This window comes from Gardnerella sp. DNF01189, assembly GCF_049244195.1.
In the GTDB taxonomy this organism is placed as follows: domain Bacteria; phylum Actinomycetota; class Actinomycetes; order Actinomycetales; family Bifidobacteriaceae; genus Bifidobacterium; species Bifidobacterium swidsinskii.
Map to the genome: position 1 here is coordinate 1,062,439 of NZ_CP058385.1, position 26,164 is coordinate 1,088,602.

19 protein-coding genes, 1 tRNA gene and 3 rRNA genes are annotated in these 26,164 nt (G+C 44.6%); 5 read left to right on the forward strand and 18 right to left on the reverse strand.

What is annotated here, in order from left to right:
• The first annotated feature begins 192 nt into the window (after positions 1-192).
• The 4 genes from HXT41_RS04200 to HXT41_RS04215 all read left to right on the forward strand — a co-directional run bounded on the left by HXT41_RS04200 (position 193) and on the right by HXT41_RS04215 (position 3,034).
• Positions 193-864 (forward strand): response regulator, encoded by a 672-nt coding sequence (locus HXT41_RS04200; protein WP_004108214.1) that lies wholly within the window; start codon positions 193-195, stop codon positions 862-864.
• The gene (locus HXT41_RS04205) at positions 861-2,021 is read left to right on the forward strand and encodes a hypothetical protein (RefSeq protein WP_004108215.1); all 1,161 of its coding nucleotides are present in this window, start codon (positions 861-863) and stop codon (positions 2,019-2,021) included. Before HXT41_RS04200 ends, HXT41_RS04205 begins: the two co-directional genes overlap by 4 nt.
• A 160-nt stretch (positions 2,022-2,181) precedes the next feature.
• Complete coding sequence (locus HXT41_RS04210; RefSeq protein ID WP_004108217.1) at positions 2,182-2,652, forward strand: hypothetical protein; 471 nt, start codon at positions 2,182-2,184, stop codon at positions 2,650-2,652.
• A 10-nt stretch (positions 2,653-2,662) separates the two neighbouring features.
• Positions 2,663-3,034, forward strand: coding sequence for a hypothetical protein (locus HXT41_RS04215; RefSeq protein WP_004108219.1), 372 nt, complete (start codon positions 2,663-2,665; stop codon positions 3,032-3,034).
• Between the two features lie 177 nt (positions 3,035-3,211).
• Here HXT41_RS04215 and HXT41_RS04220 read toward each other — a convergent pair whose 3' ends face one another.
• The 6 genes from HXT41_RS04220 to HXT41_RS04245 all read right to left on the reverse strand — a co-directional run bounded on the left by HXT41_RS04220 (position 3,212) and on the right by HXT41_RS04245 (position 11,272).
• Positions 3,212-4,543, reverse strand: coding sequence for an ATP-binding protein (locus HXT41_RS04220; RefSeq protein ID WP_233186364.1), 1,332 nt, complete (start codon positions 4,541-4,543; stop codon positions 3,212-3,214).
• Between the two features lie 154 nt (positions 4,544-4,697).
• Positions 4,698-5,417: a nitroreductase family protein gene (locus HXT41_RS04225; protein ID WP_102703492.1), complete on the reverse strand. Its 720-nt coding sequence runs from the start codon at positions 5,415-5,417 to the stop codon at positions 4,698-4,700.
• 258 nt (positions 5,418-5,675) lie between these two features.
• Positions 5,676-5,792: ribosomal RNA gene (rrf, locus tag HXT41_RS04230) — 5S ribosomal RNA — on the reverse strand.
• Positions 5,793-5,971: 179 nt separating this feature from the next.
• A 23S ribosomal RNA gene (locus HXT41_RS04235) occupies positions 5,972-9,030 on the reverse strand.
• A gap of 376 nt (positions 9,031-9,406) precedes the next feature.
• Positions 9,407-10,933, reverse strand: a 16S ribosomal RNA gene (locus HXT41_RS04240).
• The 16S, 23S and 5S rRNA genes sit together here, the layout of an rRNA operon.
• A 192-nt stretch (positions 10,934-11,125) precedes the next feature.
• Positions 11,126-11,272, reverse strand: a complete 147-nt coding sequence (locus tag HXT41_RS04245) for a hypothetical protein (protein ID WP_162861153.1) — start codon at positions 11,270-11,272, stop codon at positions 11,126-11,128.
• Between the two features lie 428 nt (positions 11,273-11,700).
• Between HXT41_RS04245 and HXT41_RS04250 the strand changes: the two genes are divergently transcribed.
• Complete coding sequence (locus HXT41_RS04250) at positions 11,701-12,474, forward strand: SIR2 family NAD-dependent protein deacylase (protein ID WP_012914553.1); 774 nt, start codon at positions 11,701-11,703, stop codon at positions 12,472-12,474.
• 25 nt (positions 12,475-12,499) lie between these two features.
• Here HXT41_RS04250 and HXT41_RS04255 read toward each other — a convergent pair whose 3' ends face one another.
• From HXT41_RS04255 to tgt, 12 genes are all read right to left on the reverse strand, one after another.
• A complete protein-coding gene (locus HXT41_RS04255) occupies positions 12,500-14,419 on the reverse strand; it encodes an alpha-glucosidase (RefSeq protein WP_102703275.1) in 1,920 nt (639 codons plus the stop codon).
• A 213-nt stretch (positions 14,420-14,632) separates the two neighbouring features.
• Positions 14,633-15,601 carry a ketopantoate reductase family protein gene (locus tag HXT41_RS04260; RefSeq protein WP_012914555.1) on the reverse strand — a complete coding sequence of 323 codons (969 nt, stop codon included), beginning with the start codon at positions 15,599-15,601 and terminating at the stop codon, positions 14,633-14,635.
• Positions 15,602-15,843: 242 nt separating this feature from the next.
• On the reverse strand, positions 15,844-16,890 hold the full coding sequence (locus tag HXT41_RS04265; RefSeq protein ID WP_004109420.1) for a ribokinase: 1,047 nt from the start codon (positions 16,888-16,890) through the stop codon (positions 15,844-15,846).
• 46 nt (positions 16,891-16,936) lie between these two features.
• On the reverse strand, positions 16,937-17,332 hold the full coding sequence (gene rbsD / locus HXT41_RS04270; protein WP_004109421.1) for a D-ribose pyranase: 396 nt from the start codon (positions 17,330-17,332) through the stop codon (positions 16,937-16,939).
• 295 nt (positions 17,333-17,627) lie between these two features.
• Positions 17,628-18,566 (reverse strand): D-ribose ABC transporter substrate-binding protein, encoded by a 939-nt coding sequence (locus HXT41_RS04275; protein ID WP_410309431.1) that lies wholly within the window; start codon positions 18,564-18,566, stop codon positions 17,628-17,630.
• Positions 18,567-18,829: 263 nt separating this feature from the next.
• Positions 18,830-19,831 carry an ABC transporter permease gene (locus HXT41_RS04280; protein WP_004109423.1) on the reverse strand — a complete coding sequence of 334 codons (1,002 nt, stop codon included), beginning with the start codon at positions 19,829-19,831 and terminating at the stop codon, positions 18,830-18,832.
• A 171-nt stretch (positions 19,832-20,002) separates the two neighbouring features.
• Positions 20,003-21,496: a sugar ABC transporter ATP-binding protein gene (locus HXT41_RS04285; protein WP_033888531.1), complete on the reverse strand. Its 1,494-nt coding sequence runs from the start codon at positions 21,494-21,496 to the stop codon at positions 20,003-20,005.
• Between the two features lie 216 nt (positions 21,497-21,712).
• Positions 21,713-22,723: a LacI family DNA-binding transcriptional regulator gene (locus HXT41_RS04290; RefSeq protein ID WP_004109425.1), complete on the reverse strand. Its 1,011-nt coding sequence runs from the start codon at positions 22,721-22,723 to the stop codon at positions 21,713-21,715.
• A gap of 389 nt (positions 22,724-23,112) precedes the next feature.
• Positions 23,113-23,574: a nucleoside deaminase gene (locus HXT41_RS04295; protein ID WP_064622043.1), complete on the reverse strand. Its 462-nt coding sequence runs from the start codon at positions 23,572-23,574 to the stop codon at positions 23,113-23,115.
• A 74-nt stretch (positions 23,575-23,648) separates the two neighbouring features.
• Positions 23,649-24,419 carry an alpha/beta hydrolase gene (locus tag HXT41_RS04300; protein WP_116994958.1) on the reverse strand — a complete coding sequence of 257 codons (771 nt, stop codon included), beginning with the start codon at positions 24,417-24,419 and terminating at the stop codon, positions 23,649-23,651.
• A 146-nt stretch (positions 24,420-24,565) separates the two neighbouring features.
• A tRNA-Leu gene (locus HXT41_RS04305) sits at positions 24,566-24,648 on the reverse strand.
• A gap of 75 nt (positions 24,649-24,723) precedes the next feature.
• On the reverse strand, positions 24,724-26,049 hold the full coding sequence (gene tgt, locus HXT41_RS04310) for a tRNA guanosine(34) transglycosylase Tgt (protein WP_004109431.1): 1,326 nt from the start codon (positions 26,047-26,049) through the stop codon (positions 24,724-24,726).
• Between the last annotated feature and the right edge of the window lie 115 nt (positions 26,050-26,164).

The following is a 26,164-nucleotide window of genomic DNA, read 5'->3' on the forward strand; positions in this document are numbered from 1 at the left end:
CGCATAGACGCAACCACATTGTGATTAAATCACTAAGCTTTAATCGAACTTATTCGCTGCGGAGTAACCCCCCGTAAGCTCCAGTAACTACCTTTATACAATCTGCTTTGTAAAGGTTTTCCTAGACAAGATATTCATCATACAAATTCAAGTACTATTATTACTTAAATAATGCTTTTCTAAAGGAGCAATATGATAGCAAAGCATATTACTGTTGGCATTGTTGATGATGATTGTTTTTGTCTACACGGCCTAAAAACATATATTGAGCAGGTTGTTCCGTCCTGCAGTATTTGCTGGTTATCCGCGTACGCCAATCAAGCAATTCAATTTTGTCAAAATCAATGCCCAGACGTGCTGCTAATTGACATGTATATGTCTGGGGTTTCGGGAATTAAAATATTATACGAATTGCGAAGAAGATACTCACTCCCAATAATAATTGCTATAACTTCATTCCCTATAAACGATTATGCTTTAAAAGCATCAACAGCAGGCGCACAAGGCATTGTTGGAAAGAACCACCCAGAAACTATTTGCGCCATGCTTAGCAGTATTGCCCATGGCACATTCAAGCCACAAATAATAGGCAATCTTCATTTTGACGACACGACGACAGCATTTCAACGTTTGCAAAATAAGCCAAAAAATGGACGCCTTGCTTTAACGGATCATGAGACTGAAATTGTAAAGTTGTGCAGTAGAGGAATGACTAATGCGCAAATCGCTAAACGTTTATTTGTTGAAACTTGTACTGTGGAAACTATCCTTCGTCGCGTGTTCAAAAAACTGAATGTGACGAATCGTTCACAACTTATTACTACATGGCTGCATGATGAATATTTAGGAAATGATACACAATGATTATTTTCTTAATGCGTCGTTTACGAGAAAAGCTTATTGACAATAAAACATTTTTACTATTGGGATGTTTGTCGAGCGCAATGGATGCGTATATTTACTCGAATAGCGACAATAGCACAATACAACTTGTTATAGTTTACATGATTCTTGCTGCTATAAATCTGTTCCTTTGCTTGCTTCCGCATTTTATGAGCATGTGCTATATTTTTGTGCATCTCAGCATTCTTGCTATTCCTAGTCTGAATCTTCCACCAGTAACTTTCGGGCTCATCATATCATTTGTTTTTATTTCGTATTTATATCCGATTCAATTTACACTACCTTTATTCTTAGTAATAGACGCATTACACTACGTTGCATACCGATACCTATCAACTTTATCTTTCAAGTATCTTATTGCTTACCTTTTAATAAATATATTTTGCGTTTGCACTGGTATTATTTTGCGTATTTCTCACCAAAAAATGGTTCTTTATGAAAAAGATAAGCAAACAATTAATAATCTTCATCTGGCTGTGCGAATGCACGATAGATTAACTAATAAGATTGCAGATATTGCACTACAAAGTAAAATAGCATTACTTGACAAGTCTATTTCTAAAAAACAGCGAAGTGCTATTGAGGCAATAAATGATTTGGCAGATCAGGCTTTTGAAGAAGGACATAATATTATCGACATTCTACGTGGAAATACTGCTAAGCAAGATGCTCGAAGCGAGTTCATTCAGCACATCGAAGATACACTACAAATGAACGACTCAATCAATACATCTTGTGGATTAAAAGGAAGATCCATATGCAATATATCTAGTAACGATATTCCTGAAGACATTAGCGATGAAATCATCTGTGAAGTTATTGAATTAATCGAAGAACTATATTTGAACATGCGAAAATATGCTTCTTTAGTTTATTACATCAGAATTTCGATACGTAAAAAACAAATTGTTATAAAACAGTTCAATGTTCGATTTTTGGGCGGAAAAAGTAAAGATGCAATTCGCTCAGTATCTCAAAAAGGACTTCTGCTTCATCGCGATACCATAAAGCATTTAGGCGGTTCACTCTATTTTCGAGCCTTTGGTAAGTATTGGGAATGTAATGCAGTTATACCTTTAAAAAATAAACATAACTATATAGATAGTATGCCTTACTGATTCAGTTTAAAAGATTAATGAATCTTAAACAGTTTTAGATAGTAATTATTTGTAAAGGTTTTCATATACAAGATATTGTTTACCTTTTAGCACGCCATTAATTTATAAATTGTCAAGATTTTTGGCATAAACAGTTACTTCTCGTACAGAAAGGCATATTATGAAGAAGTTAGCTATAGCATGCGTATTATCTGCTTCATTAATTTTTAGCAGTATTGTTGTTCCTTCTTCTACTGCACTCGCTCTTGAGCCAACAGATAGCACCGTTGAAAAAAACATAGCATGCGAACACATCACAACAAAAGATGGTTACCGCGTGTATGTAGTTAATGGATATCTCATTAAAATTCCAGCATCTAACGCAGAACCAACGCAAGCAGAGCTTCGTAACATATTACAAGAACGTGGAAAAATTAGTCTTGTAGTTAAAACAATTAAAACTATTTATCATAAACTACCTAAGCAAGTTAAACAATTCATTAAAAGTCATTTAGGATTAAATGAGCTTATAAAATTTTTGGAGCATTGGACTGGAAAGATTGAAGACGGAATTTATAATGCCTGCAAATCAGCAGGGATGCCAGATTGGATGGCTTGGGTTGTAACAAAAGCAATTATGATGCTGCTATAGTAGGAAAAATATGAGTAATTCAGAATATACAAAAGCACAAATTCCATCCGTATTTTGGACAATAGCCAATGGCGTATTTCTTGCTAGCGGAATTGCGCTGATTGTAATGCGTAATGATTATCTATGGGGAGTGCCTCAAATTATCGCTGGATTATTTGGACTTGCAACCATGTTTCTCATTAAAAAACCGTGGTGCGCGCAGCTATATTTTATAGTATCTTCACTAGTCGTAATAGCAAATGGGCTTATGGAAATATTCGGCATAATCCACGGATCTGGATACGGTTATGTTCCGCTGATTATTGGCATAATCGTGCTTTTATTTATAGGCCTTGACAAGGATGAAAGTTCAAAAGCTCTTGGAATTGCCAAGAATAAATAAAAGCATTAGACTACGATTTTAACTTAAAAACATATCGCAATTTTCAAAGGTCAAGTTGTAGCCACACATCCTACAGCTTGACCTTTACTTATTTATCCGCTATTGATTTGTTCTGCATAGAGTTTATACACTACTGAGCAACTTGCTTGTGCATAGCCCCAACCGCATTGCATTAAATCACAGCTTAAGGCTATCCTCATTAAGCAAAAAATCAAATAGGTCCATGGTGACTACCCCACGATTATCTCTTGTAGCATGCAATCCATTTTTCGTAACTACTATCTTTTTGAAGGAATTATCAATATAGTAAAGCGAGCGTTTCTCTCGCAATGATTTTTCTTCCGTTGGCATAGCGGGCGCAGATTGTATATAATATTTTTCACTTCCCAAAGTAGCAATAAAATCTATTTCCAAAGATTTTTGCGCATAAATATCATGGTTATTTTTATCTTTTCGACCAGTATTTTCGGCAATATTCATTTCGCCAATATCCACGTTATATCCGCGATATCTTAATTCGTTGTATATAACATTTTCCATAATATGCGACTCTTCGATTTGCCTAAAATTAAGCAAAGCGTTGCGCACTCCAATGTCTTCAAAGTAAATTTTGAACAAGGAATCAATGTATTTTTTGCCCTTAATATTATACTTTTGAGCTTTACTTACAAGAAAAGCATCACTGTAATAGTCTATGAAACGACTAACAGTTGCTGAAGTAATTTCCCCATATCCGTGGCTAATAAACGTGTTAGAAAGTTTCCTTGGATTAACAGGAGCACCTATTGATGAAGCTATTACTTGCAAAGTTTCAGAAAGAGCCTGTTCTTTTCGCACGCCGTTTCGCTGAACTACATCTTTCAAATAAGTTTCTTTAACAAGATTTTCAAGGTAGTTTATTTGTTCCTCAACATTTTGCATTCTAGCTACAAGCGGTATTCCGCCAGTAACAATGTAATCTGCCCAAGATTCCGAAACCGTTTTGCTAGAACTTTCCATGTATTCGGCAAAAGTAAGAGGTTGAACGTGAACTTCTGTGCTTCTCCCCTTAAATTCAGTAACAATGTCTGATGAAAGAAAACGGGAGTTAGATCCAGTAACATATATGTCTAAATTTGCATGCCTTAAGTAACTGTTAAGTGTACCAACAAAATTGTCAAGCAATTGCACTTCGTCGAGGAAAATGTAAAACTTGTCACTATCATTTATTTGCGACGCAATGTAGCGACGGAACACTTTAGCATTTATAACGTAGCCAAGTTTTTTATCTGCGATTTTTACTGGCTCGCCATTTGCGAATGGCTCAAGACGATCAATATCTTCGTCTGCATCAAAGGCAAACCGAATAATATTCTTCTGCAAAACACCTTGAGAAATAAGAGAATTATAGAACAGCTCGTTAAGAATGAACGATTTTCCCGCGCGGCGCACACCAGTAATGATTTTAACCAGACCATTCCAACTAAGCTGGTTAAGTTTCTTTATGTACCTTTGACGATTGAAAATCATTCGCATTCCCTTTCCATCCACTTCTATCTTCAATTTAGCAAAGTACTTTGGGTTTTGCAAGATAGAATTAGCGAAAATAGGACATATTTAGCAATTCTATCTGATATTTTCCAAAGTACTTTGGGTTTTGCAAGATAGATTGGTTTTTGTGGAACTACTTTTCTTGCGCAAGTTCGATTGGCGGATGCTCCGCACGGAAAGCATTTACGTGCGCTTCAGACGCATACCCTAGCGCAAAACCAGTAATAAGCGCATACTCCGGCGGAATGTCAAATACTTCGTCAAGCGGTGAACGCCACGTGGCAAGAACGCCAAGCGGGCATGAATCTACGCCTTGATCTTTAGCAGCCAACAGTAACGTTTGCAGCATAATTCCAGCATCCAGCGCAGCAAATGGCAGAAAATCACGACGCACAAGCACAAATCCCATAACTGGCGCACCAAACGCCTGGAAGTTGCGCAAAGTGTGAGCATCTCGAGCAGGAAAATCTTTGCGATCAATATTTAAATGTTTATACAACGCCAACCCTAAACGCGCACTGCGCTCTTTAAGCGATTGCGGATACGGAGCCATTACAGGAAAATCTCCATCCGGCTGGCTCATTTTCTGAGCTATCATGCGCTCGTCTTCGCTAAGGGTAGCGTCTTTAGTACGAAACATTGCTTTGCATTTTTGCACATATGCGTCGATTAGCTGCTGCTTTAGTTCTCCTTGAGCAATAGCGAGCATGTAGCCACGAGTGTTGGACCAGCTCGGTGATTGTGCAGCTGTTTGTAAAATAGTTTCAAGTATTTTAGAATCGACTGGCTTATTTAGAAAATCACGTGCAGAAAATCGCGACTTTGCGAGTGCTTCAAAAGTTTGTGTAGTCATGCTTTTAGTATATCGCACCAAATACGCACGCAGTACTTTCCTCGCGTTTGCGCGACGACCTGCTTGAGCGCAGCATTGCGCGCGCGAAAGCAATTCGGAGCGTGAGCTTGCTCAGACGGAAAGTCCAGTGGACTTTCCTTGCAAGCTCAGCAGTGAGCGCTTATAGCGCGAGCGTTGTCCAGAGTTTGGAGGATTACAAAAACAGTAGTATACGAAAATAAAAAAAGCGGGGAGTGAAAACTCCCCGCTAGAAAAATAATGCGGCAGCGTGCTAGTCTCCCACACCCTATCGAGTGCAGTACCCTCGCCGTGTCAGGCCTTAGCTTCCGGGTTCGGAATGGGACCGGGCGTCTCACCTGAGCCATGACCACCGCAAAACTAGATTATACACTCAAAACCATTGAGTGGCAACACGTGGCGGTTTGGGAACCGGACATGAACGCGAATAAAAACTCTCTTACCAACTGATCGTTAAGCAAAACATTCAGTACTCATTAACGCTAGAAGAATAATACTCATGAGAAACTCACCCTCCCCACTCACAAAAGTGAGGAAGAATGTCACCATCGCCCGTTAGTACTAGTCAGCTCCACCCCTTACAGGGCTTCCACATCTAGCCTATCAACCACGTGTTCTACATGGGGGCTCACACACTAAAGTGCAAGGAATGCTTATCTTGGAGCAGGCTTCCCGCTTAGATGCTTTCAGCGGTTATCCCTTCCGAACGTAGCTAACCGGCAGCGCCACTGGCGTGACGACCGGCATACCAGAGGTTCGTCCACCCAGGTCCTCTCGTACTATGGGCAGGTCTCCTCAACATTCCAACGAGCGCAGAGGATAGAGACCAAACTGTCTCACGACGTTCTGAACCCAGCTCGCGTGCCGCTTTAATCGGCGAACAGCCGAACCCTTGGGACCTGCTCCAGCCCCAGGATGCGACGAGCCGACATCGAGGTGCCAAACCATCCCGTCGATATGGACTCTTGGGAATGATCAGCCTGTTATCCCCGGGGTACCTTTTATCCGTTGAGCGATGCCACGTCCGTACGCCGGCACCGGATCACTATCTCCGACTTTCGTCCCTGCTCGACCCGTCAGTCTCACAGTCAAGCCCGCTTGTGCGATTACACTCAACACCCGATTGCCAACCGGGCTGAGCGGACCATTGAGCGCCTCCGTTACTCTTTAGGAGGCAACCGCCCCAGTTAAACTACCCGCCAGGCACTGTCCCTGACACGGATAACGTGTCGAGGTTAGACGCCAGATATGGAAAGAGCGGTATTTCACCTGTCGACTCCACGCAAGCTAGCGCCCACGCTTCACAGCCTCCCGCCTATGCTACACGATCCACACCTAACGACAATACCAAGGTATAGTAAAGGTCCCGGGGTCTTTTCGTCCTTCTGCGCTTAACGAGCATCTTTACTCGTACTGCAATTTCGCCGGGCTCCTGGCCGAGACAGTGGGGAAGTCGTTACGCCATTCGTGCAGGTCGGAACTTACCCGACAAGGAATTTCGCTACCTTAGGATGGTTATAGTTACCACCGCCGTTTACCGGGGCTTAAATTCACCGCTTCACCGAAGCTAACGGATCCTCTTAACCTTCCGGCACCGGGCAGGCGTCAGAGCGTATACAGCGGCTTACGCCTTCGCACGCTCCTGTGTTTTTGGTAAACAGTCGCTACCCCCTAGCTTGTGCCACCCCCAACAGCTCCGCTTGTAAAAAACATCACCATCAGGGGTCTCCCTTATGCCGAAGGCACGGGAGTAATTTGCCGAGTTCCTTGGCCAGGATTCGCCCGATCGCTTCGGTATACTCTACCAGACCACCAGTGTCGGTTTAGGGTACGAGCGGAATCACACCTCACGTTGAAGCTTTTCTTGGCAAGCAGGATCACCGGAATCAGCCTTACAGCCTACCCATCACGCCTCAGCTTTAACATCCCCCGGATTTACCTAGGAGACAGCCCACACGCTTAGCCACGGAAAACCACCTCCGCAGCCGGCTACCTACCCGCGTCACTCCCACGCTAACCTACTACCGATACAGTCCCAACACAAACCAGCCAACAACCCCGAAAGGCAATCAACCAGCAAATGAAGGTTAGTACTCTCAGATTCAGTTCGAACGGTGTAACACCGGTACGGGAATATCAACCCGTTCATCCATTCGACTACGCCTGTCGGCCTCGCCTTAGGACTCGACTCACCCGGGGACGACGAACGTGGCCCCGGAACCCTTAGTCATTCAGCGGACGGGATTCACACCCGTCTCTCGCTACTCATGTCTGCATTCTCACTCCTGTAAAGTCCACGACAAGTTCACACTGCCGCTTCACCCCATACAGGACGCTCTCCTACCCCGCATGAAACAAATCATGCAGCCGCGTCTTCGGTGGCGTGCTTAAGCCCCGCTACATTGTCGGCGCGGAACCACTAGACCAGTGAGCTGTTACGCACTCTTTCAAGGATGGCTGCTTCTGAGCCAACCTCCTGGCTGTCTATGCGACTCCACATCCTTTCCCACTTAGCACGCGCTTCGGGACCTTAGACGACGATCAGGGCTGTTTCCCTTTTGACGACGGAGCTTATCCCCCGCCGACTCACTGCCGTGATAAACCTAACAGGTATTCGGAGTTTGGCTGCTATTGGTACCCGGTATGGGCCCGCAAGCATCCAGTAGCTCTACCCCCTGTAAGCAATAACACGACGCTGCACCTAAATGCATTTCGGAGAGAACCAGCTATCACGGAATTTGATTGGCCTTTCACCCCTAACCCCAAGTCATCCCCCAGTTTTCAACCTAGGTGGGTTCGGTCCTCCACACGGTCTTACCCGCGCTTCAACCTGCTCAGGGCTAGATCATCCCGCTTCGGGTCCAGGACATGCGACTCAAACGCCTTTTAAAACTCGCTTTCGCTACGGCTCCCCCACCCGGGTTAGCCTCGCCACATACCACTGACTCGCAGACTCATTTTTCGATAGGCACGCCGTCACCCCACAAAGAAGGCTCCGACGGATTGTAAGCGCACGGTTTCAGGAACTATTTCACTCCCCTCCCGGGGTGCTTTTCACCTTTCCCTCACGGTACTAGTACACTATCGGTCAGACAGGAATACTTAGGCTTACCCAACGGTCTGGGCAGATTCACGCGGGATTCCACGAGTCCCGCGCTACTTGGGAATAAACATAAAGAGACATCGCACGACAAGCTACGGGGCCATCACCCTCTACGGCTGGGAATTCAATCCCATTCACCTAGCACGACATTTTATCACTCTCCTCAACCCCGTCAGAGGCTGAACAGTCCATCCCACGACCCCGAATGCGCAACACCTGACGGCTATCACACGCACCCGGTTTAGCCTGATCCGCTTTCGCTCGCCACTACTCACGGAGTATCCTTTCCTGCAGGTACTGAGATGTTTCACTTCCCTGCGTACCCCCCACAAAAACTGTGGTGACCACTCATAACAGTGGCCGGGTCTCCCCATTCGGAAATCCTCGGATCAAAGCCCACTCGGCAGCTCCCCGAGGCATATCGCAGCCCGTCACGTCCTTCATCGGTCCTGTCTACCAAGGCATCCACCATACGCCCTTACCAGTGACAAACACTAAAGTAAGAACCCATCAGCAAAATTCTCTAGACAAAAAATCATCACACTAAACGATCACAAAACGATCAAGCGACTCCAACAAAAGGAGCCGGTTGAAATTGATAAAAGCAAAAAAATCGAAACAAAAAAGTTTCGCATTTTACTCGCGTCCACTATCCAGTTCTCAAACCACCACAACACCACAAAACCCAAGCCAAACACTCAAAAGCATCAACCTGAAATCCTGTGAGTCAAGGACCGCAACCCCAAACAAAGGGGGGTGGCAATCCGGGAACCCAAAAGCATGCCCAACAAACTCATCTAAAAACGTCAACTATTGTTTTCCACACCAGTAACCACACTCAAACCGAGCGTGCACAAAAACTCCGTAGAAAGGAGGTGATCCAGCCGCACCTTCCGGTACGGCTACCTTGTTACGACTTAGTCCCAATCACGAGCCTCACCTTAGACGGCTCCATCCCAAAAGGGTTAGGCCACCGGCTTCGGGTGCTGCCCACTTTCATGACTTGACGGGCGGTGTGTACAAGGCCCGGGAACGCATTCACCGCGACGTTGCTGATTCGCGATTACTAGCGACTCCGCCTTCACGTAGTCGAGTTGCAGACTACGATCCGAACTGAGACCGGTTTTAAGGGATCCGCTCCATGTCACCATGTCGCATCCCGTTGTACCGGCCATTGTAGCATGCGTGAAGCCCTGGACGTAAGGGGCATGATGATCTGACGTCATCCCCACCTTCCTCCGAGTTAACCCCGGCGGTCCCCCGTGAGTTCCCGGCATAACCCGCTGGCAACACAGGGCGAGGGTTGCGCTCGTTGCGGGACTTAACCCAACATCTCACGACACGAGCTGACGACGACCATGCACCACCTGTGAACCTGCCCCGAAGGGAAACCACATCTCTGCAGTCGACAGGCACATGTCAAGCCCAGGTAAGGTTCTTCGCGTTGCATCGAATTAATCCGCATGCTCCGCCGCTTGTGCGGGCCCCCGTCAATTTCTTTGAGTTTTAGCCTTGCGGCCGTACTCCCCAGGCGGGACGCTTAACGCGTTAGCTCCGACACGGAACCCGTGGAATGGGCCCCACATCCAGCGTCCACCGTTTACGGCGTGGACTACCAGGGTATCTAATCCTGTTCGCTCCCCACGCTTTCGCTTCTCAGCGTCAGTAACAGCCCAGAGACCTGCCTTCGCCATTGGTGTTCTTCCCGATATCTACACATTCCACCGTTACACCGGGAATTCCAGTCTCCCCTACTGCACTCTAGCCCGCCCGTACCCGGCGCAGACCCACCGTTAAGCGATGGGCTTTCACACCAGACGCGACGAACCGCCTACAAGCTCTTTACGCCCAATAATTCCGGATAACGCTTGCGCCCTACGTATTACCGCGGCTGCTGGCACGTAGTTAGCCGGCGCTTATTCGAAAGGTACACTCACCCGAAGGCTTGCTCCCAATCAAAAGCGGTTTACAACCCGAAGGCCTTCATCCCGCACGCGGCGTCGCTGCGTCAGGGTTTCCCCCATTGCGCAATATTCCCCACTGCTGCCTCCCGTAGGAGTCTGGGCCGTATCTCAGTCCCAATGTGGCCGTCCGCCCTCTCAGGCCGGCTACCCGTCGAAGCCTAGGTGGGCCATTACCCCGCCTACAAGCTGATAGGACGCGACCCCATCCCATGCCACTAAACACTTTCCCAACAAGACATGCGTCAAGTTGGAGCATCCAGCATTACCACCCGTTTCCAAGAGCTATTCTGGAGCATGGGGCAGGTTGGTCACGCATTACTCACCCGTTCGCCACTCTCACCAACCAGCAAGCTGGTCAGATCCCGTTCGACTTGCATGTGTTAAGCACGCCGCCAGCGTTCATCCTGAGCCAGAATCGAACCCTCCACGAAAAAACTTCAATGAAGAGCCAACAAAAGGCTCCAATATTAAAAAGAAAAAGACGAGACATTCTTTAAGGAAAGAACATCCCAACAAAAACCTCACCACCATTTAACCATCTCTCAGGCACCCTGCAATCTGCAAGGCAGGCAATGAACTGGCAATAATTAACTAATAAGTAGTACAGACACGCTCTTGAGTTCTCAAACCACCACCACACCAGCCGGCTCATCAACCTCAACCGAGGAGAACCAGCCGCGCTGAGCAGCAAGAGATAAACTTACACCAACCCACGCTAAAACGCAAACCCACCAAAAACAAACACCCCAAAACCATTGAAAACAAGCCAAAACACCGGCGTGTCGAAAATCGCGAAAAAACACCAAAAAACCAACACAAGACCAGGAACAATAATCAAAACCAACAAAAAATAATCAAGAATAGCCCCAAAAACATCAAAACCGGGAGTGTCGCACCGCCATACTCCAAACAAAACAGCAAAAAACGCAATTAATACAGAATCAACGCGAAAAATACACAATAAAAGCAGAAAAAGATGAGATATACGATTAGATATACACAAAAATATATGAGCGCGATATATGGAATACATACGGAATAAAAAATACCTATATAAATAGATACTTATTAAATAAACTTTTATAAAGCATACAAAGCACATAAAAACACAAAAAGCGTAAAGCGCATAAAGAAAAAAGAAAAATAAGAAAATAAGAATAGGGTATTAACAGACATTAATAAAAGAAGGAGCAGAAGAATGAGCAACAAGCAATCGAGCAATAAAGCACACCACATTGTTGTGCTCACAGGCGCAGGAATCTCCACAAGCGCAGGCATTCCTGACTTTCGCGGTCCAGATGGAGTTTGGACTAAACACCCAGAGCAAATGAGCGTTTATGACATAGACGCATTTTTAAGCAGTAAAGAGGAACGCGTCTACTCTTGGCGCTGGCAAAAAGAGTCTCCCGTTTGGAACGCACAGCCAGGAACAGCACACAAAGCACTTGTAAAACTCGAGAAGGCAGGAATGCTCGACCTTATAGCCACACAAAACTTTGACGCACTTCACGAAAAAGCTGGCAATAACCCAGACATTATAGTGAACTTGCACGGAAGCATTGGAACCTCACACTGCATGAGTTGCCACGCGAGCTATAAAACTGCCGATATTATGGCAGATTTAGATGAGCACCCGGATCCGCATTGCAGGCGCACTCTGCCGTACCGCAGCAATATGCCTTGTAATGGTCTCATAAAAACAGACGTTGTTTATTTTGGAGAAGCGCTTCCAGAAGGTGCTATGGAACGCAGTGCGCAAGCAATAGTTAAAGCGGACGAGCTGTGGGTTATTGGTTCCACGCTGGAAGTATTCCCAGCTGCCAGCCTCGTGCCGTTAGCTGCGCGCGCTGGAGTGCCGATTACGATAATGAACCTGGGCTCTACGCAATACGACTATTTGGCAGAGCGTATTATTCGCGAAGATATTGCGAAAGCTCTGCCAAAGTTAGTAGACGAAACTATTGCAAAGTGATTATTGCAAATTAACGCTATTAAAACTATTGCAAAGTAACAGCTATACCTTCCCAAGGCGCAAGCGTACCGTTTTTAAGCGATGTAAGCGCGTGATTCACGTCGTAGGTCGTAACCATTACGTCACGCCCTACAAAAGCGTTAGAGGCGCAATTTTGCAATAATTGCGCGCTCTGCGTAGGGATAGGCACAGTTGAGTCAGTCATATTAACCATTACGAGCATGCGTTCTGTAGATTCCGCGGAATTTGCAGCAGATTCCGCAGCAGTCTCTGCAGAATCTTCCTGCTTTTCGCAACCAGATTTAAGCTCGCGCACGAAAGCATACACGCACTCGTCATCTGCATCAACCAAATCCCAAGAACCAGCAGAAACAATCGGTTCCGAATGACGAAGCGCAATCAAATACTTATAGAAAGCGTAAACGGAATCTGAATCTTCCATCTGCTCTGCTGCGTTAATATCCACATAATTAGGATTCACACTAATCCACGGCTCTGCGTTATTTACCGACTGAACATTAAAAGGCATGAATCCCGCGTATTTAGAAGCATTCCACTGCATTGGAGTTCGAGAATTGTCGCGGCCGCGCTTTGCGAGCGCATCCATCATCGACTCAGCAGACTGAATATGCGCTTCTTCTACGCGCTGCTTAAACATATTCAACGCTTCCAAATCGCGATACTGCTCGAGACGCGTAAAGTGCGCGTTAGTCATACCAATTTCCTCGCCTTGGTACACGTAAGGCGTGCCGCGGTGCATGTGAAGAAGCATGGCAATCGCCTTAGCAGAGCGCACGCGCATCTCCTCGCTAGCCTCACTACCCCAGCGAGAAAGCGCACGCGGCTGATCGTGATTATTAAAGAACAGGCTCGCCCAACCAGCATCCGCTACCGCTTGTTGCTGCTCTGCCATCACGCTCTTTAATGCCGTAAGCTTTAGCGGCACAGGATTCCACTTAGTACCGTTTTCGCAATCGATATCCACATGATTGAACAGGAATAACATGTCAAGTTCGCTGTGGGCAGGGTCAGTAATATAAGTATTACGGTGCGGAGAAATTCCCGGAGCCTCGCCGACAGTAAGATAACCTTCGCGACCGTCGAAAACTTCTGCACGCATCTCACGCAAGAATTCGTCTAAACGAGGACCGTCCGAGCAGAACGGGAATGGCGAAGAATAGCCGTCAGCACCAGCTGGCAAATCTTCAATTTGGCAGCCATCTTCACCCGGCAAACGACCTTCAGAATCAACATGCTTGGAAATTTGCGTAATCACATCCATGCGGAAGCCATCAATTCCGCAATCCATCCACCAATTCATCATCTTGTACACGGCAGCGCGAACCGCGGGATTTTCCCAATTCAAATCTGGCTGCTTTGGCGAATACTGGTGAAGGAAGTATTCTCCGCGCTTCGGATCGTAAGTCCACGCGGAACCGCCGAAATACGAACCCCACTTATTCGGCTCCGCACCCGGCTCACCAGGCACACAACCTTCACGCGCAGGCCTCCACCAATACCAATCAGCGTAATCACTAAAAGCATCTCTTGAAGCCTGGAACCAAGCGTGCTCGTCAGAAGTGTGATTTACTACTAAATCCATCACGACTTTAAGACCGCGCTCGTGAGCTCCAGCCAGCAGCTCGTCCATATCTTCCAAAGTTCCGAAAAGCGGATCAATATCTTGATAATCGGAAATATCGTAGCCGTTATCGTCTTGTGGGGACTTGTAAACAGGGCTGAGCCAGAGCACGTCAACGCCTAAATCAGCCAAATAATCAAGGCGCGAAGTAATTCCCTTCAAATCACCAATGCCGTCACCGTTCGTATCCTGGAAGCTTCGTGGATAAATCTGATACACAACTGCATTCGCCCACCAAGGGTTTGGAGTAGCGCCGTTTGTGCGCACGGATTCTGGCAAGTTTGCTCTGTCAAAAGTAGTCATTTAATCCCCATCAATTTACGTTAATAAGTATTTTTATTACAGTTTTATTCATTACAAATAATTTTATTTATTTAGTAGTATTTATTATTTTAGACTCTAAATTTTATCAGCATATTAGATGTTACGCGCGGATAATAAAAAGCGACCCGCAGTAAAAACCGCGAGCCGCGCCTCCTTCTCATTCATGTTACGAATTGTAGAATGCTCTCCAAATCATTGCTGATGGTGCAATTTAAAAGCAAGTTCCGCTAAGTGTACGCCGTGAGTTAAGAATTCGTGAGTGCGGCAAACGTAATCATTTTCGCGACCGAGCTTTGCTATGTAACCATTAATGTAATCGACTTCAGTCTTTCGTCCGCGACTCATATCTTGGTACATAGAAGGATAGTGCAGAGGATTTGCAACGCGACTTACGTAATCGATAGCCTCTAGCTCCTGCTGACGCGTATTAACCATACGAATTCCGGCACGATCGCACACGTCGTACGCTTCGTTAATAAGCTGTTGAGCCATATCCATAGCCCCAGGGTACGAAATAAACTGACCCATTTGAATCTGATACATTGTGCACAAAGTGTTAACTACGGAATTGAAAACTACCTTCGCCATGCACGTACCCTTGAAATCTTCCGTAATAGTAGGATTCAATCCGGCAGCTTTAAAGTCGTCTCGCATAGCAAGCTCAACGTCACTCACCTGCTCGTTCAACGCGCACATATTCATAGTTCCAACGCCAACTTTACCAATAAAATCAACGTCGCCTGGACCGTTCAAAACGGTTGCAATCATGGCAGTTCCGCCGTAAATATGATCATCCGGGAAGTACTGCTGCAACTTTTCAAAATGACCCCAGCCATTCATAGCAGCAAACACAACCTGATGCTCTTTAAACAGATGCTTACAACGCTCCAACATTTCCGCAAGCTGCATTTGCTTCATAAACACAATCCACACGTCTGGATCGCCGTCATAATCTTCAGGCGTATACATATTAATCGGCACCAAATGACGGTTTTCATGGTCACGGCTCACCATTACGCCGCCTTGCTCGCGAACTTTATTCACATTCTCATCCCAGGCATCAATGAAATCAACATGAATGCCAGCCGTTTCCTGCAACAAAACGCCATAGCGATATCCCATAGCTCCCGAACCGATCATTGCATATTTCATGCCACTCATAGTGACACCTCCTTTTAGGTAAAAATGTGCTTAGGCGAAATTCGTGCATACATGAAAATTCGTCGAAGCGACTGTAAATATAGTAAAAAGCAGTAAGGCTGATTGTAGTGACTAAAATCAGCCAACTGCTTTTTGGTTTTTATAGCATATTACACAGTTTTAGAAGAATGTCAAAATTCTGCGCATCGGCAAGGCGCGAACGTCAACTGAATATACTTACAATTTATGCATGCATCACCTACTTACAAGTGAAAAAATTGACGAATTTGAGCAACTGTACCGTAAGAAGCTTGTGCACCAAAACCAGTAGCAGCATATGCAGCTACATAAGAAGCGAGTGACGCTGCATCAACCAACCGCATATCCACAGACAAACACGCAAGCACAGTACCCATAAAAGCATCGCCACAACCCGTAGTATCAACGGCATTGACATGCTGAGCCATAATTCGATGCACCGAATTATCAGCATAATCCAAAACCATAGACCCACGTGAGCCAAGTGTTACTATTGCCTCATTAAAGCCAAACTCATGCATTGCATGAAGCGTATGCTTCCAATCAAATGAATCCCAATCACCGCTATCTGGTTCTGAAATATGCAATAGCTGTGCCATTTCATGCTCATTGACCAGTAAGATATCTGCAGATCGTATAAGATCTTGCGGTAATGTATCCAAAAAAGGCGAATTATTAAGCAAAACTTTTACGCCATGCTCATGCGCTAAGCGAGCGCACATCGTAACCGATTCTAATGGACTTTCCAAGCAAAGCCCTAATACTTTTGCATTAGTAATAGCAGCTTGCACAGATGGCGACTGAATATAATCAATATCAACTTGCGAGTTAGACCCAGGCGCATAAACAATAGTATTTTCGCCACTTTGCGCATCCACTGTAATCACTGTTGCGCCACTGTTGCAATTGGGTACATGACGTACATACGTCGTATCAACACCAGATTCTCGCAAAGCACCAGTAAGAAAATCAGCATTAGCATCATCACCTACAGCACCGAACATACATACGTGCGCACCAAGCTTTGCAGCAGATACTGCCTGATTACCTGACTTACCTCCAGGCAGTATTCGTATTTCGTTACCTTTAATGGTCTCACCAGGCATAGGAAGACGATTAGCAACAATAGTATAATCCGCATTCATAGAACCAACTATCGCTACAGTAGGCATCTTCATATTTCGTAACGCAGGCAATGTCTCATGTTGCAAAGCCACGTTAACAGGCTGAATGACTTTAATCTTTTCTAAACTCTCTAACGAGTCAAGCATATGATAACTACACATAATTCTCCCTAAATATTGCGCAAAACAAAGCTTAGAATGGAACGCCACAACGCAGCAACACGTTAGAATACGGAGTAGTCTCACCCGTTCGAATCACGAATTTAGCTTGCGAAACAAGAGCCTTAAACCCTCGTTCGCCATCATGCGGCACATAAGTCAATGGCACACCAAGCAAATCCTTGATCCATGTTTCTGGAACATCATCACAAGCTTCTTCCGCCATAATACCAGACTCAAGAACAAGATCATCCTTTATTGACGCAAGCACATCAGGAAATCGCGGTATTCCAAAAACCAAAGCTAAATCAATAACTTCTACGCCCGCTGGGACAGGCAAGCCACAGTCAGAAACAACAAATTGATCCTTATGCCTCAATTTTGCAATAGCAGCTGCTAATTGTGCGTTCAAAATACCATGAGTTAACATAATTCACCCCATATCGTGGCTCATGAAAGTGACATCAACAATGATCATCACCTTCATAACAAGTGCGCCACCACGAACATATATGATAAAAAATCTTATTAAGAAAACAATGGCGTTGAGAACACTAAAGCATACGGTATTAATAAATTTTACTGTTGCGATTATTTTCACGAAAGCATCATGAATGCTCTCAACACCATATAAATTTTGCATTAGCTATATTAATCCATAAAACTACTCAACATAAACTTTAATGTTTATATACAGAATTACATAGTTTTATGCAAAATATGTATTACTCAAAATCACCCACATTCTTTACTGTCACTGTTTTCACAGTAATTGGTTCAGTCTTTGGAACACTTTGCCCTTTAATAGCTTTTACAGCAGCAGCAACGGCAGAACGACCAAGTTCCTTTGGCTGCTGAGCAATTGTTCCAGCCATTGCGCCGGCCTTAATAGCTTTCATACCGTCAGCAGTGCCATCGAAACCGACTACTTTAATTTCTTTACCAGCTTTAGCTCCTAATGCTTGAATGGCACCTAATGCCATCTCGTCATTTTCGGCGTAAATGCCGGTTGCATTCGGGTGCGATTGCAACAAATTAGTAGCCACATTTAATGCTTCAGCACGGTCAAAGTTAGCAGTTTGTTCTGCTACAACTTTAATATTTGAATATTTCTTAATACGATCTTTGAATCCTTTGCCACGGTCGCGAGTAGAAGCCGCTCCAGGAATACCTTGCAAAATCAAAACTTCACCCTTTTCGCCCATACTATTAGCTAGCGTGTCAGCAGCCTGAGCACCACCAGCAACGTTATCGGAAGCAATATGCGAAGTAACTTTTTCACCAGTTACAGAACGGTCAACAGAAATCACAGGCAAGTTCGCGCTTAGCAACGGGGCAACTGCAGGACCAGCAGCATCAGAATCTACAGGGTTAATAATAACAACTTTTGCACCTTGTGATTGAGCATTCTGCGCTTGATCCTGCTGCTTTGCAGAATCATTCTGAGCGTCGGAAACTTGCAAATCAACACCAAGTTTCTTTGCTTCAGCTTGGGCACCATCACGCAAATCCACAAAGAACGGATTGTTCAAAGTAGAAACTAGCAATGCGACTTTATCGCCACCATTAGTACTACCACATGCACTCATGCTGACAATAAGTGCAGATGCTGCTGCAACCGCGCAAGCAATCTTTACGCCTCGACGCATAATTGGATAATTCATCATATCTCCTTTGATTATTGCCCTGTGCTACCGCAAGTTTTAGTTCGATAAATCCACAATGTTGCAGTGACATAAGGCTGATGTTTCACCATCTCTTTACCTTATTGTTACGTAGTTTTGAGTTATAAAGTTCAGTTATAATATTCCAAATCGTCTCAATTCTTGCTGAAAATATTGATTACTCGCCACTTACGAATCAACATTTGCAAGATTCACCTCCTTCCTACGAGAAGATCAAGTTTATAAAAAGTATTAATTTGCTGTCAGTGCGTATCTTCCTTGCGGCGCAAAGTGTCAAGGCTCACAGCAAAGGCAATAACCAAACCAATAACTACTTGCTGCCAGAAGGAGGAAACATTCAAAATATTCAAGCCATTACGAATTACAGCCAGCAAAATTGCTCCTACGAAAGTGCCAGAAATCTTACCTTTACCGCCCGAAAGCGAAGCACCACCGATAACAACAGAAGCAATAGCATCCATTTCATAGCCAGCGGCAGCCTGAGGCTGAGCGGAATGTAAACGACCGGCAATAACTAAACCAGCGATGGCAGCGAAAATACCGGAAAAAACAAACACCATAATTTGCGTTTTATGAATATTGATACCAGAAAGGCGAGAAGCCTCCATATTTCCACCAACAGCATACATAGAACGACCAGTAGTGGTGAAGTTCAGTATTACTGCAGCAATAACACCCATGATAATCATCATCACAATTGGCATTGGAATACCTAATATCTTGGCACCAAAGAAATTCACCATGCCAGAAGTGGAAATAGGACGACCGTCTGAAACAACAAGGGTAAGTCCACGCGCAACAGACATCATTGCCAATGTAGCAATAAACGACGGTAACTTAAGAAAAGCGTTTGCAACACCTGAAATAAGACCAAAAAGCGCACCGGTTACTATGCCTACAACAACAGTTAACACTGGTGGCAAACCCATAGAAACGCCTGTATACGCAACCAACATACTAGAAATTGCAGCCACCGCACCTACTGACAAATCAATACCAGCGGACACGATAACAAAGGTTTGACCGAATGCCAAAATAGCAACTGTCGCAGCTTGAATACCCACATTGAGAATATTCACACTTGTCAAAAATGCTGGCGTGGCGCACGAAAGCGCAGCACACAAGATAATCAAGCCGATAAGAGCGCCATTGCGTGATGCAAACTTTTTCGCTGCAGGCAAAAATCCTTTATCAACTGCACCGTATCCCAAATGCTCAGATTTTGCACTACTCGTAGCAGCCATAATTTATACTCCTTTAACAAATTTTGCTATAACTCACTGCACTGCTGTGTGCAATAAATTGTTGTATGCAAGTTTTACGTTTGATTGGTAACTTTAATTTTTAAGATTTCAATATGGCTCATGTATCAGTTTCATATTGAAAGCAGTAAGGTTTTACTCATTCCTGTATGCTCAAATACCAGATGTATTAAGGTGAGTCACTGCAAGTTCCATCACACTTTCCTGCGTAGCCTCGCTTGCAGCTAATTCACCGCTGATTCTGCCGTTCGACATCACCAATACGCGATCTGACATGCCAAGCACTTCAGGCAAATCTGAGGATGCCATCAGCACAGCACCTCCATTTTCTACGATACTGTTAATCAACTCGTAAATTTCTACACGAGCACCAACATCAACACCACGAGTAGGCTCATCCAGCAATAGCACTTTCACGTTCGCCATAGACCATTTGCCGAACACGATTTTTTGTTGATTACCGCCAGATAGCGAACCAGCGAGTTGATCAATGTTTGCCATACGAATACGCAATTTTTTTGCAGTTTCTTCCTCGCGAGTACGCTGCCCTTTCAAATCCGCAAATCCTGCATGTGCTGTAGGAACTAATGTAGAAATTCCCAAATTTTCTGCAACAGATGCTTCAAGAATCAACCCTTGTACTCGACGATCTTCTGGGACTAAACCAAGACCAGCTGCGATGCTTCCTGCAATATTCGCTTTTGCAATAGATTTACCATCAACAGTTATTGAACCTGAATCATAACTATCTGCACCAAATATTGCACGAAGAACTTCGGTACGACCAGCACCTACCAAACCTGCAAGACCCACAACTTCGCCAGCATGAACGCTGAAGGATACATTTTCTAACGTACCTTTTCGCGTTAAGCCTTCTACTTTTAGCAGCTCTTTGCCTTGACTACGTTTGCCATGAGGGAATTGATTTGTAATATCACGACCTACCATGAGTTTTACAAGTTCCTTCTCAGGAACTTGCGCATCAACAGTATCGACGTATTTGCCATCGCGAAGTACGGTTACAACATCACCAATACGCGCAATTTCATCTAAATGATGAGAAATAAACACCATTCCAACATTTTTGGATTTTAAATCTTCCATAATGTTAAATAACTGTTCACATTCTGGTTTTGTTAGAGCAGCTGTTGGTTCATCAAGAATAAGGATAGATGCATGCTGCATAAGTGCTTTGGCTATTTCTACCATCTGTTGACGAGCTACACCAAGTTGTCCCATTGGCTTATTGACATCTTCATCTAAACCGATAACTTGCAATGCAGATTCCGCACGAGCACGCATCGTCGCGCGACTAACAAAACCAGCTTTCGTAGGAAGCATACCAAGGAACAAATTTTCCATAATAGAAAGTTCTGGCACCAAATTTAACTCTTGGTGAATCACAGCAATGCCCAATTTGCGAGCAGTATCCACATTAGGAATTCGCGCTGTTTCACCATTGATCTCAATATGACCTTTATCTGGCTGATAAATGCCGCTCATCATCTTAATAACTGTTGACTTGCCCGCACCATTTTCACCAAGGAGAACATGCACTTCACCTGGTTTTACTGTTACAGACACATTGTCAACTACCGTAGAATTACCGAATATTTTCGATACTCCTACTAGCGATAGTTCCGTCATGTCTTACCTCTTTCTTCGCTACAGCACCACTGCTGCCACGAAAATGCAATAAATTACGCTACATTACGCTTGTACTTTGGATGAGAATTATGCCGCAATGTGCATGCAAAAACGTAACAACAACGGTACGCTCAGGTGATTGCTGCACACGCTTACAAAGTCACGGTACAAAAATCAATAACAATAGTGTCAAGCTATAGAATAACAGCCTTACAGCTACGCATTTCCTAACGATTCACGCGGAATATACATAGTTTCTACTCGCTGCGATTGAACATCAACATTATGTTCTAACATATCCAAAAAAAGTGCAGCACTAGTACGACCAATGCGCTGAACTTGTTGCGAAATAGTAGAAATACGCGGCGTTGCTAAGCGGAATATTTCAACATCATCAAACGAGATAAGTGAAATGTCACTGCCTATCACTAATCCTTCACGAGCCATTACATCCATCACTCGCAGCGCATCTGGCGAATAACCGACAATAAGTGCTTTTACACCAACGCTAATCATGCGATGCAACACGCTAGCGCATGAGGATTGTTCAAATCCCGTAGATTCTACAAATACATGTTCTTCGCCAAATATCTCCGAAGCCACTGTACGAAATACTTGTTCACGTTCTTGCAGTGACGGTGAAGCGATAATTGGACCCGACACGTAGCCAACTGAGCAAAAACCATGTTGTTTAACATCCAATAATGCTTCACGAATACCTTGCTCTGGATCCGAATCCACAACTGGCACATGCGTCAAATCGCCAGTCCGAGACTCCACATGTCGATCCATAAACATAAGTGGAAGATGCTGCTCCATCAACATTCTCATAGCATCAGTTTCCTCACCTTGAGGCACAATAATCGCACCATCAATGCGTTGAGAAAGAATACTTGTAATGAATGAATCTTGACGAGCTGCACTCTCAGAAGATGTTCCAATAAACGCACAATAGCCGGCATCAAACAACGAGTCTTGCACAGTATACGCAAGCTCAGCAAAATACGCATTGCGTATATCTGGCACAAGTAGCCCCACTGTCTTAGTACGAGATGACCGCATCGCCTGAGCGCGAGAATCTGGTATATAACCTAGTTCCGCAACTGCACGCTCAACTTTCGCCTTAGTGTTTGCCGATATACGACCCGTATTATTCAATGCGCGAGAAACAGTTGATACTGATATACCAGCACGTTGCGCAACATCGCGAATCGTAATGTACGACATGACACCTCCAGCTCATCTCTTATGCTCAACCAGTGTTAACAATTTTGCACTGTTATCGATATGTTTTGATTTTAGCTTGTACTCCATGTTTTATACTACGTTTTTCCATATACTCCTCTCGTTGGAGAAAAACAGCACTATGCAACCATGCATAAGAGCCTCTGTGCAATCTTATTCTCAATGAGCAGCTTCATCAGCGCTGAATAGAATCCGCAATTGAGATAACGTTCCCACAATTGTCGGTTTCTTCAACTTACCTCATGCGGTAACGTTACCGCAACTATAACATTTTGCTAGAATGAACACAAGGGGAACACGCTAAAAATTACTTTTCATGCACTGCGTTATCTTGAATTAAACGCAACATTAAAAAATAATGCAACACTTATCTAACGTTGATGCGCAAAAAAGTTTCGCAAGGGTTGAGCACACTCAGATTCGCATACTGAACCAATGACTTCCGGACGTGAGCCAACATGAGGATCTCGCAAAATATCCCATACAGAACCACACGCACCAAGTTTGGCATCCCACGCCCCGAAAATCACGCGTTTAAGGCGCGTTTGCAGCACAGCTCCAGCACACATAGGGCAAGGTTCAAGAGTTACTACCAGAGTACAGTCAGATAGATTCCAAGATTTACGCGAGGTAGCAGCATCTTTCATAGCAAGCACTTCAGCATGAGCCAAAGGATCAGCGCTCTGCTCTCGCATATTTGCGCCTTTGCCAATAATATTACCGCTACCATCAAGCACAACTGCTCCAACTGGGACTTCGCCTGCAGAAGCAGACTCTCGAGCCAAATTCAAGGCTTGATTCATTGCAAATACTATCTCATCGCGCATATTCATGAAATCACTTTACAAATTAATTTACAGATTAAGAAAAAACAAAATCGAATAAATTTACATAAATCTAAGTAAATTTACATAAGCCCAGAAGAAATACCGTGAGTTACGAACCACTTGCGAATATCGCCAATTTCGTTCATATCAACAGCGTGATCCAACCCGCGATAACGACGTTCTTCAAGCCAAGTGTGCTCCTCAAGCCACGCTGCAGCAGCCGAGAATTCGTAAGGAGGAATCACGCCATCCTCTAATCCGTAGCCGAAAAATACAGGAGTATTACGCTCAGCTAAATCGTTATCTTGTAATGCGATTTCTTCCGAGGAAGCAGGAACACTAGGCGCTATGAACCCGGAAAGCGAAACGGCCGCACGGTAGCGCGAAGGATTCAAACGCAAAACGTGCACCGCGAGCGCAGCGCCTTGCGAAAAACCAAATGGCACAATGTCGCGATTCGCTGGAATATTTTCATGCACCCATTCGTCAATTGCTACAGCAGCAGCATACATATCGTAATCTAAATCTTCTCGCTGCGGCACAGCATCGTGGAACCAACTGTAAGCGCCTTCTGCCAGCTTAAGTGGAGCACGTAAAGCGATTGCATCATTATATGGTGCAACTACTCGCAACAAATCCAATAAATCTTCCTCGTTAGAACCCCAACCGTGAAGGAGCAAAAGCAGCGGATGCGTTGGATGAGCTGAAGCATTCCCTTGCGAATACTGTGCATTCATAACTTTTAAAGGCTCACCAAAACGACCCGGCACAACGTGAGATTCGCGACCAATATGTGGATCGTAAGAATTGTCACCTACATTATTGATATTTAGTTCATCGTTAGTGTTCATTACATCACCGTCGCTTGTAATAAATAAAAGTTTGTACAATACTCGCACTTTTTTGCATTGCAGTTGCAATATAGTTGCCTTATATTTGCACAAAAGGCCAGAATAGTAAGAGGCAAAGCCCTTGCAATTCCAGCCTTTTTAACTAGTGCGAACGGCGGGACTTGAACCCGCACGAGCATACGCTCACTGCCACCTGAAGACAGCGCGTCTACCATTCCGCCACGTTCGCATACAAAGTGCAAGGCTATCATATTTAACATAAATTCGCAATATTTAACCTAGCATTTTGCGCTCAAAACTACTCTCAGCCTTTAGAACCGTTTTCGTAATAGTGTGCAAGAGTCTCATCGCGGAACTCTTCAAAATATCCGCCGTCAATAGAAGCTCGAATATCGTCGAGCAGCTTCACAAAGAAACGCTCATTATGAATGGTTGCAAGCGTAAATCCATTCATTTCACTAGCGCGCAACAAATGATCCACATACATTCTGGAATAATGCGTGCAAGTGTAGCAATCGCAGCCTTCTTCAAGCGGACGCTGATCATGCTTAAACTCTGCACGTTTTACGTTGTAGCGACCATGACGAGTAAAAATTGCTCCGTTTCTTCCGCAGCGAGCTGGAGCCACGCAGTCGAAAGTATCTCCGCCGTTTTCAACGCAAGCAAAAATATCATCCACGGCTGCAATACCAAGCACGTGGCGTGGGCGATTTTCCGGCATAGCATCGCAAATCCAAGCGCAAGTATCACCAATAATTCGCTTCTCAATAGCGCCACCAATGCCTACGCCATCAAAATCTAAAGAAGCAATCTGCTCGGCCGCATGCCTACGCAAATCCTCATAATTAGCACCCTGCACAACGCCATACAATGCTTGATACGGCTTGCCTACACGCTCCTCGGTTAAACGCTGATGCTCTGCAACACAACGCTTTGCCCAGCGGAAAGTGCGCTCTACAGATTCCTCTTGATATCGGCGAGTATTCATCAAAGTAGTAAGCTCGTCGAAAGAAAACATAATATCCGCGCCCAGCTTATGCTGGATTCCCATAGAAATTTCAGCACTAAAACGGTGCTTAGCTCCGTTAAGAGGAGACTTAAAAGTTACGCCATCCTCGTCAACAAAAGCCATACGCTCCTTACCGGCTGCAATAACATCATCCGACTTCATGCCAGTAACGTCCATTGCAAGGGTCTTCTTAAAACCAGCACCCAAAGAAAGAACCTGAAAACCGCCAGAATCCGTAAAGGTTGGCTTATCCCAGTTCATAAACTTTCCCAATCCGCCAGCTTCGTCAAGAACATCCGCGCCAGGACGTTCGTACAAATGAAAAGCGTTTGAAAGCATGCACTGAGCGCCCAAATCCTTAATGCTTTCTGGCAACACTGCCTTCATTGCAGCTTGCGTTGCAACAGGTACAAATGCTGGGGTCTGAATATCTCCGTGAGGCGTGTGAATTACGCCGGTGCGCCCATAGCGAGCACCGTCACGACCTTTACCTTCAGCAGTATTGGAAAGTCGCGTTTTAGTTGTAAACGAAAATTCTTTGCGGTCACCAGGCTTCCCAGGCTCAGCTCCGCGTGGATGTTCAAGAAGACTTGTCATAGCATTTACTTTATTAGAAGGCATGACGAGTATAAATAAAAAACACACACAATTTATATTTTTCTGTGACAATATCCAAATTAATTTGCAAAATTTATGAAATTTACAAGGCAAATTATTTAAAAAATTATAAAAAAAC

Excerpts from the sequence above, each read along its gene's own strand:
- HXT41_RS04260 (WP_012914555.1), bottom strand. The coding sequence starts at position 15,601 with ATGAGTGGCATGAAATATGCAATGATCGGTTCGGGAGCTATGGGATAT.
- tgt (WP_004109431.1), bottom strand. The coding sequence starts at position 26,049 with ATGCCTTCTAATAAAGTAAATGCTATGACAAGTCTTCTTGAACATCCA.
- HXT41_RS04255 (WP_102703275.1), bottom strand. The coding sequence starts at position 14,419 with ATGACTACTTTTGACAGAGCAAACTTGCCAGAATCCGTGCGCACAAAC.
- HXT41_RS04285 (WP_033888531.1), bottom strand. The coding sequence starts at position 21,496 with ATGACGGAACTATCGCTAGTAGGAGTATCGAAAATATTCGGTAATTCT.
- HXT41_RS04220 (WP_233186364.1), bottom strand. The coding sequence starts at position 4,543 with ATGATTTTCAATCGTCAAAGGTACATAAAGAAACTTAACCAGCTTAGT.
- HXT41_RS04295 (WP_064622043.1), bottom strand. The coding sequence starts at position 23,574 with ATGAATATGCGCGATGAGATAGTATTTGCAATGAATCAAGCCTTGAAT.
- HXT41_RS04250 (WP_012914553.1), top strand. The coding sequence starts at position 11,701 with ATGAGCAACAAGCAATCGAGCAATAAAGCACACCACATTGTTGTGCTC.
- HXT41_RS04200 (WP_004108214.1), top strand. The coding sequence starts at position 193 with ATGATAGCAAAGCATATTACTGTTGGCATTGTTGATGATGATTGTTTT.
- HXT41_RS04215 (WP_004108219.1), top strand. The coding sequence starts at position 2,663 with ATGAGTAATTCAGAATATACAAAAGCACAAATTCCATCCGTATTTTGG.
- HXT41_RS04205 (WP_004108215.1), top strand. The coding sequence starts at position 861 with ATGATTATTTTCTTAATGCGTCGTTTACGAGAAAAGCTTATTGACAAT.
- rbsD (WP_004109421.1), bottom strand. The coding sequence starts at position 17,332 with ATGTTAACTCATGGTATTTTGAACGCACAATTAGCAGCTGCTATTGCA.
- HXT41_RS04300 (WP_116994958.1), bottom strand. The coding sequence starts at position 24,419 with ATGAACACTAACGATGAACTAAATATCAATAATGTAGGTGACAATTCT.
- HXT41_RS04225 (WP_102703492.1), bottom strand. The coding sequence starts at position 5,417 with ATGACTACACAAACTTTTGAAGCACTCGCAAAGTCGCGATTTTCTGCA.
- HXT41_RS04290 (WP_004109425.1), bottom strand. The coding sequence starts at position 22,723 with ATGTCGTACATTACGATTCGCGATGTTGCGCAACGTGCTGGTATATCA.
- HXT41_RS04265 (WP_004109420.1), bottom strand. The coding sequence starts at position 16,890 with ATGCTTGACTCGTTAGAGAGTTTAGAAAAGATTAAAGTCATTCAGCCT.
- HXT41_RS04275 (WP_410309431.1), bottom strand. The coding sequence starts at position 18,566 with ATGAATTATCCAATTATGCGTCGAGGCGTAAAGATTGCTTGCGCGGTT.
- HXT41_RS04280 (WP_004109423.1), bottom strand. The coding sequence starts at position 19,831 with ATGGCTGCTACGAGTAGTGCAAAATCTGAGCATTTGGGATACGGTGCA.
- HXT41_RS04210 (WP_004108217.1), top strand. The coding sequence starts at position 2,182 with ATGAAGAAGTTAGCTATAGCATGCGTATTATCTGCTTCATTAATTTTT.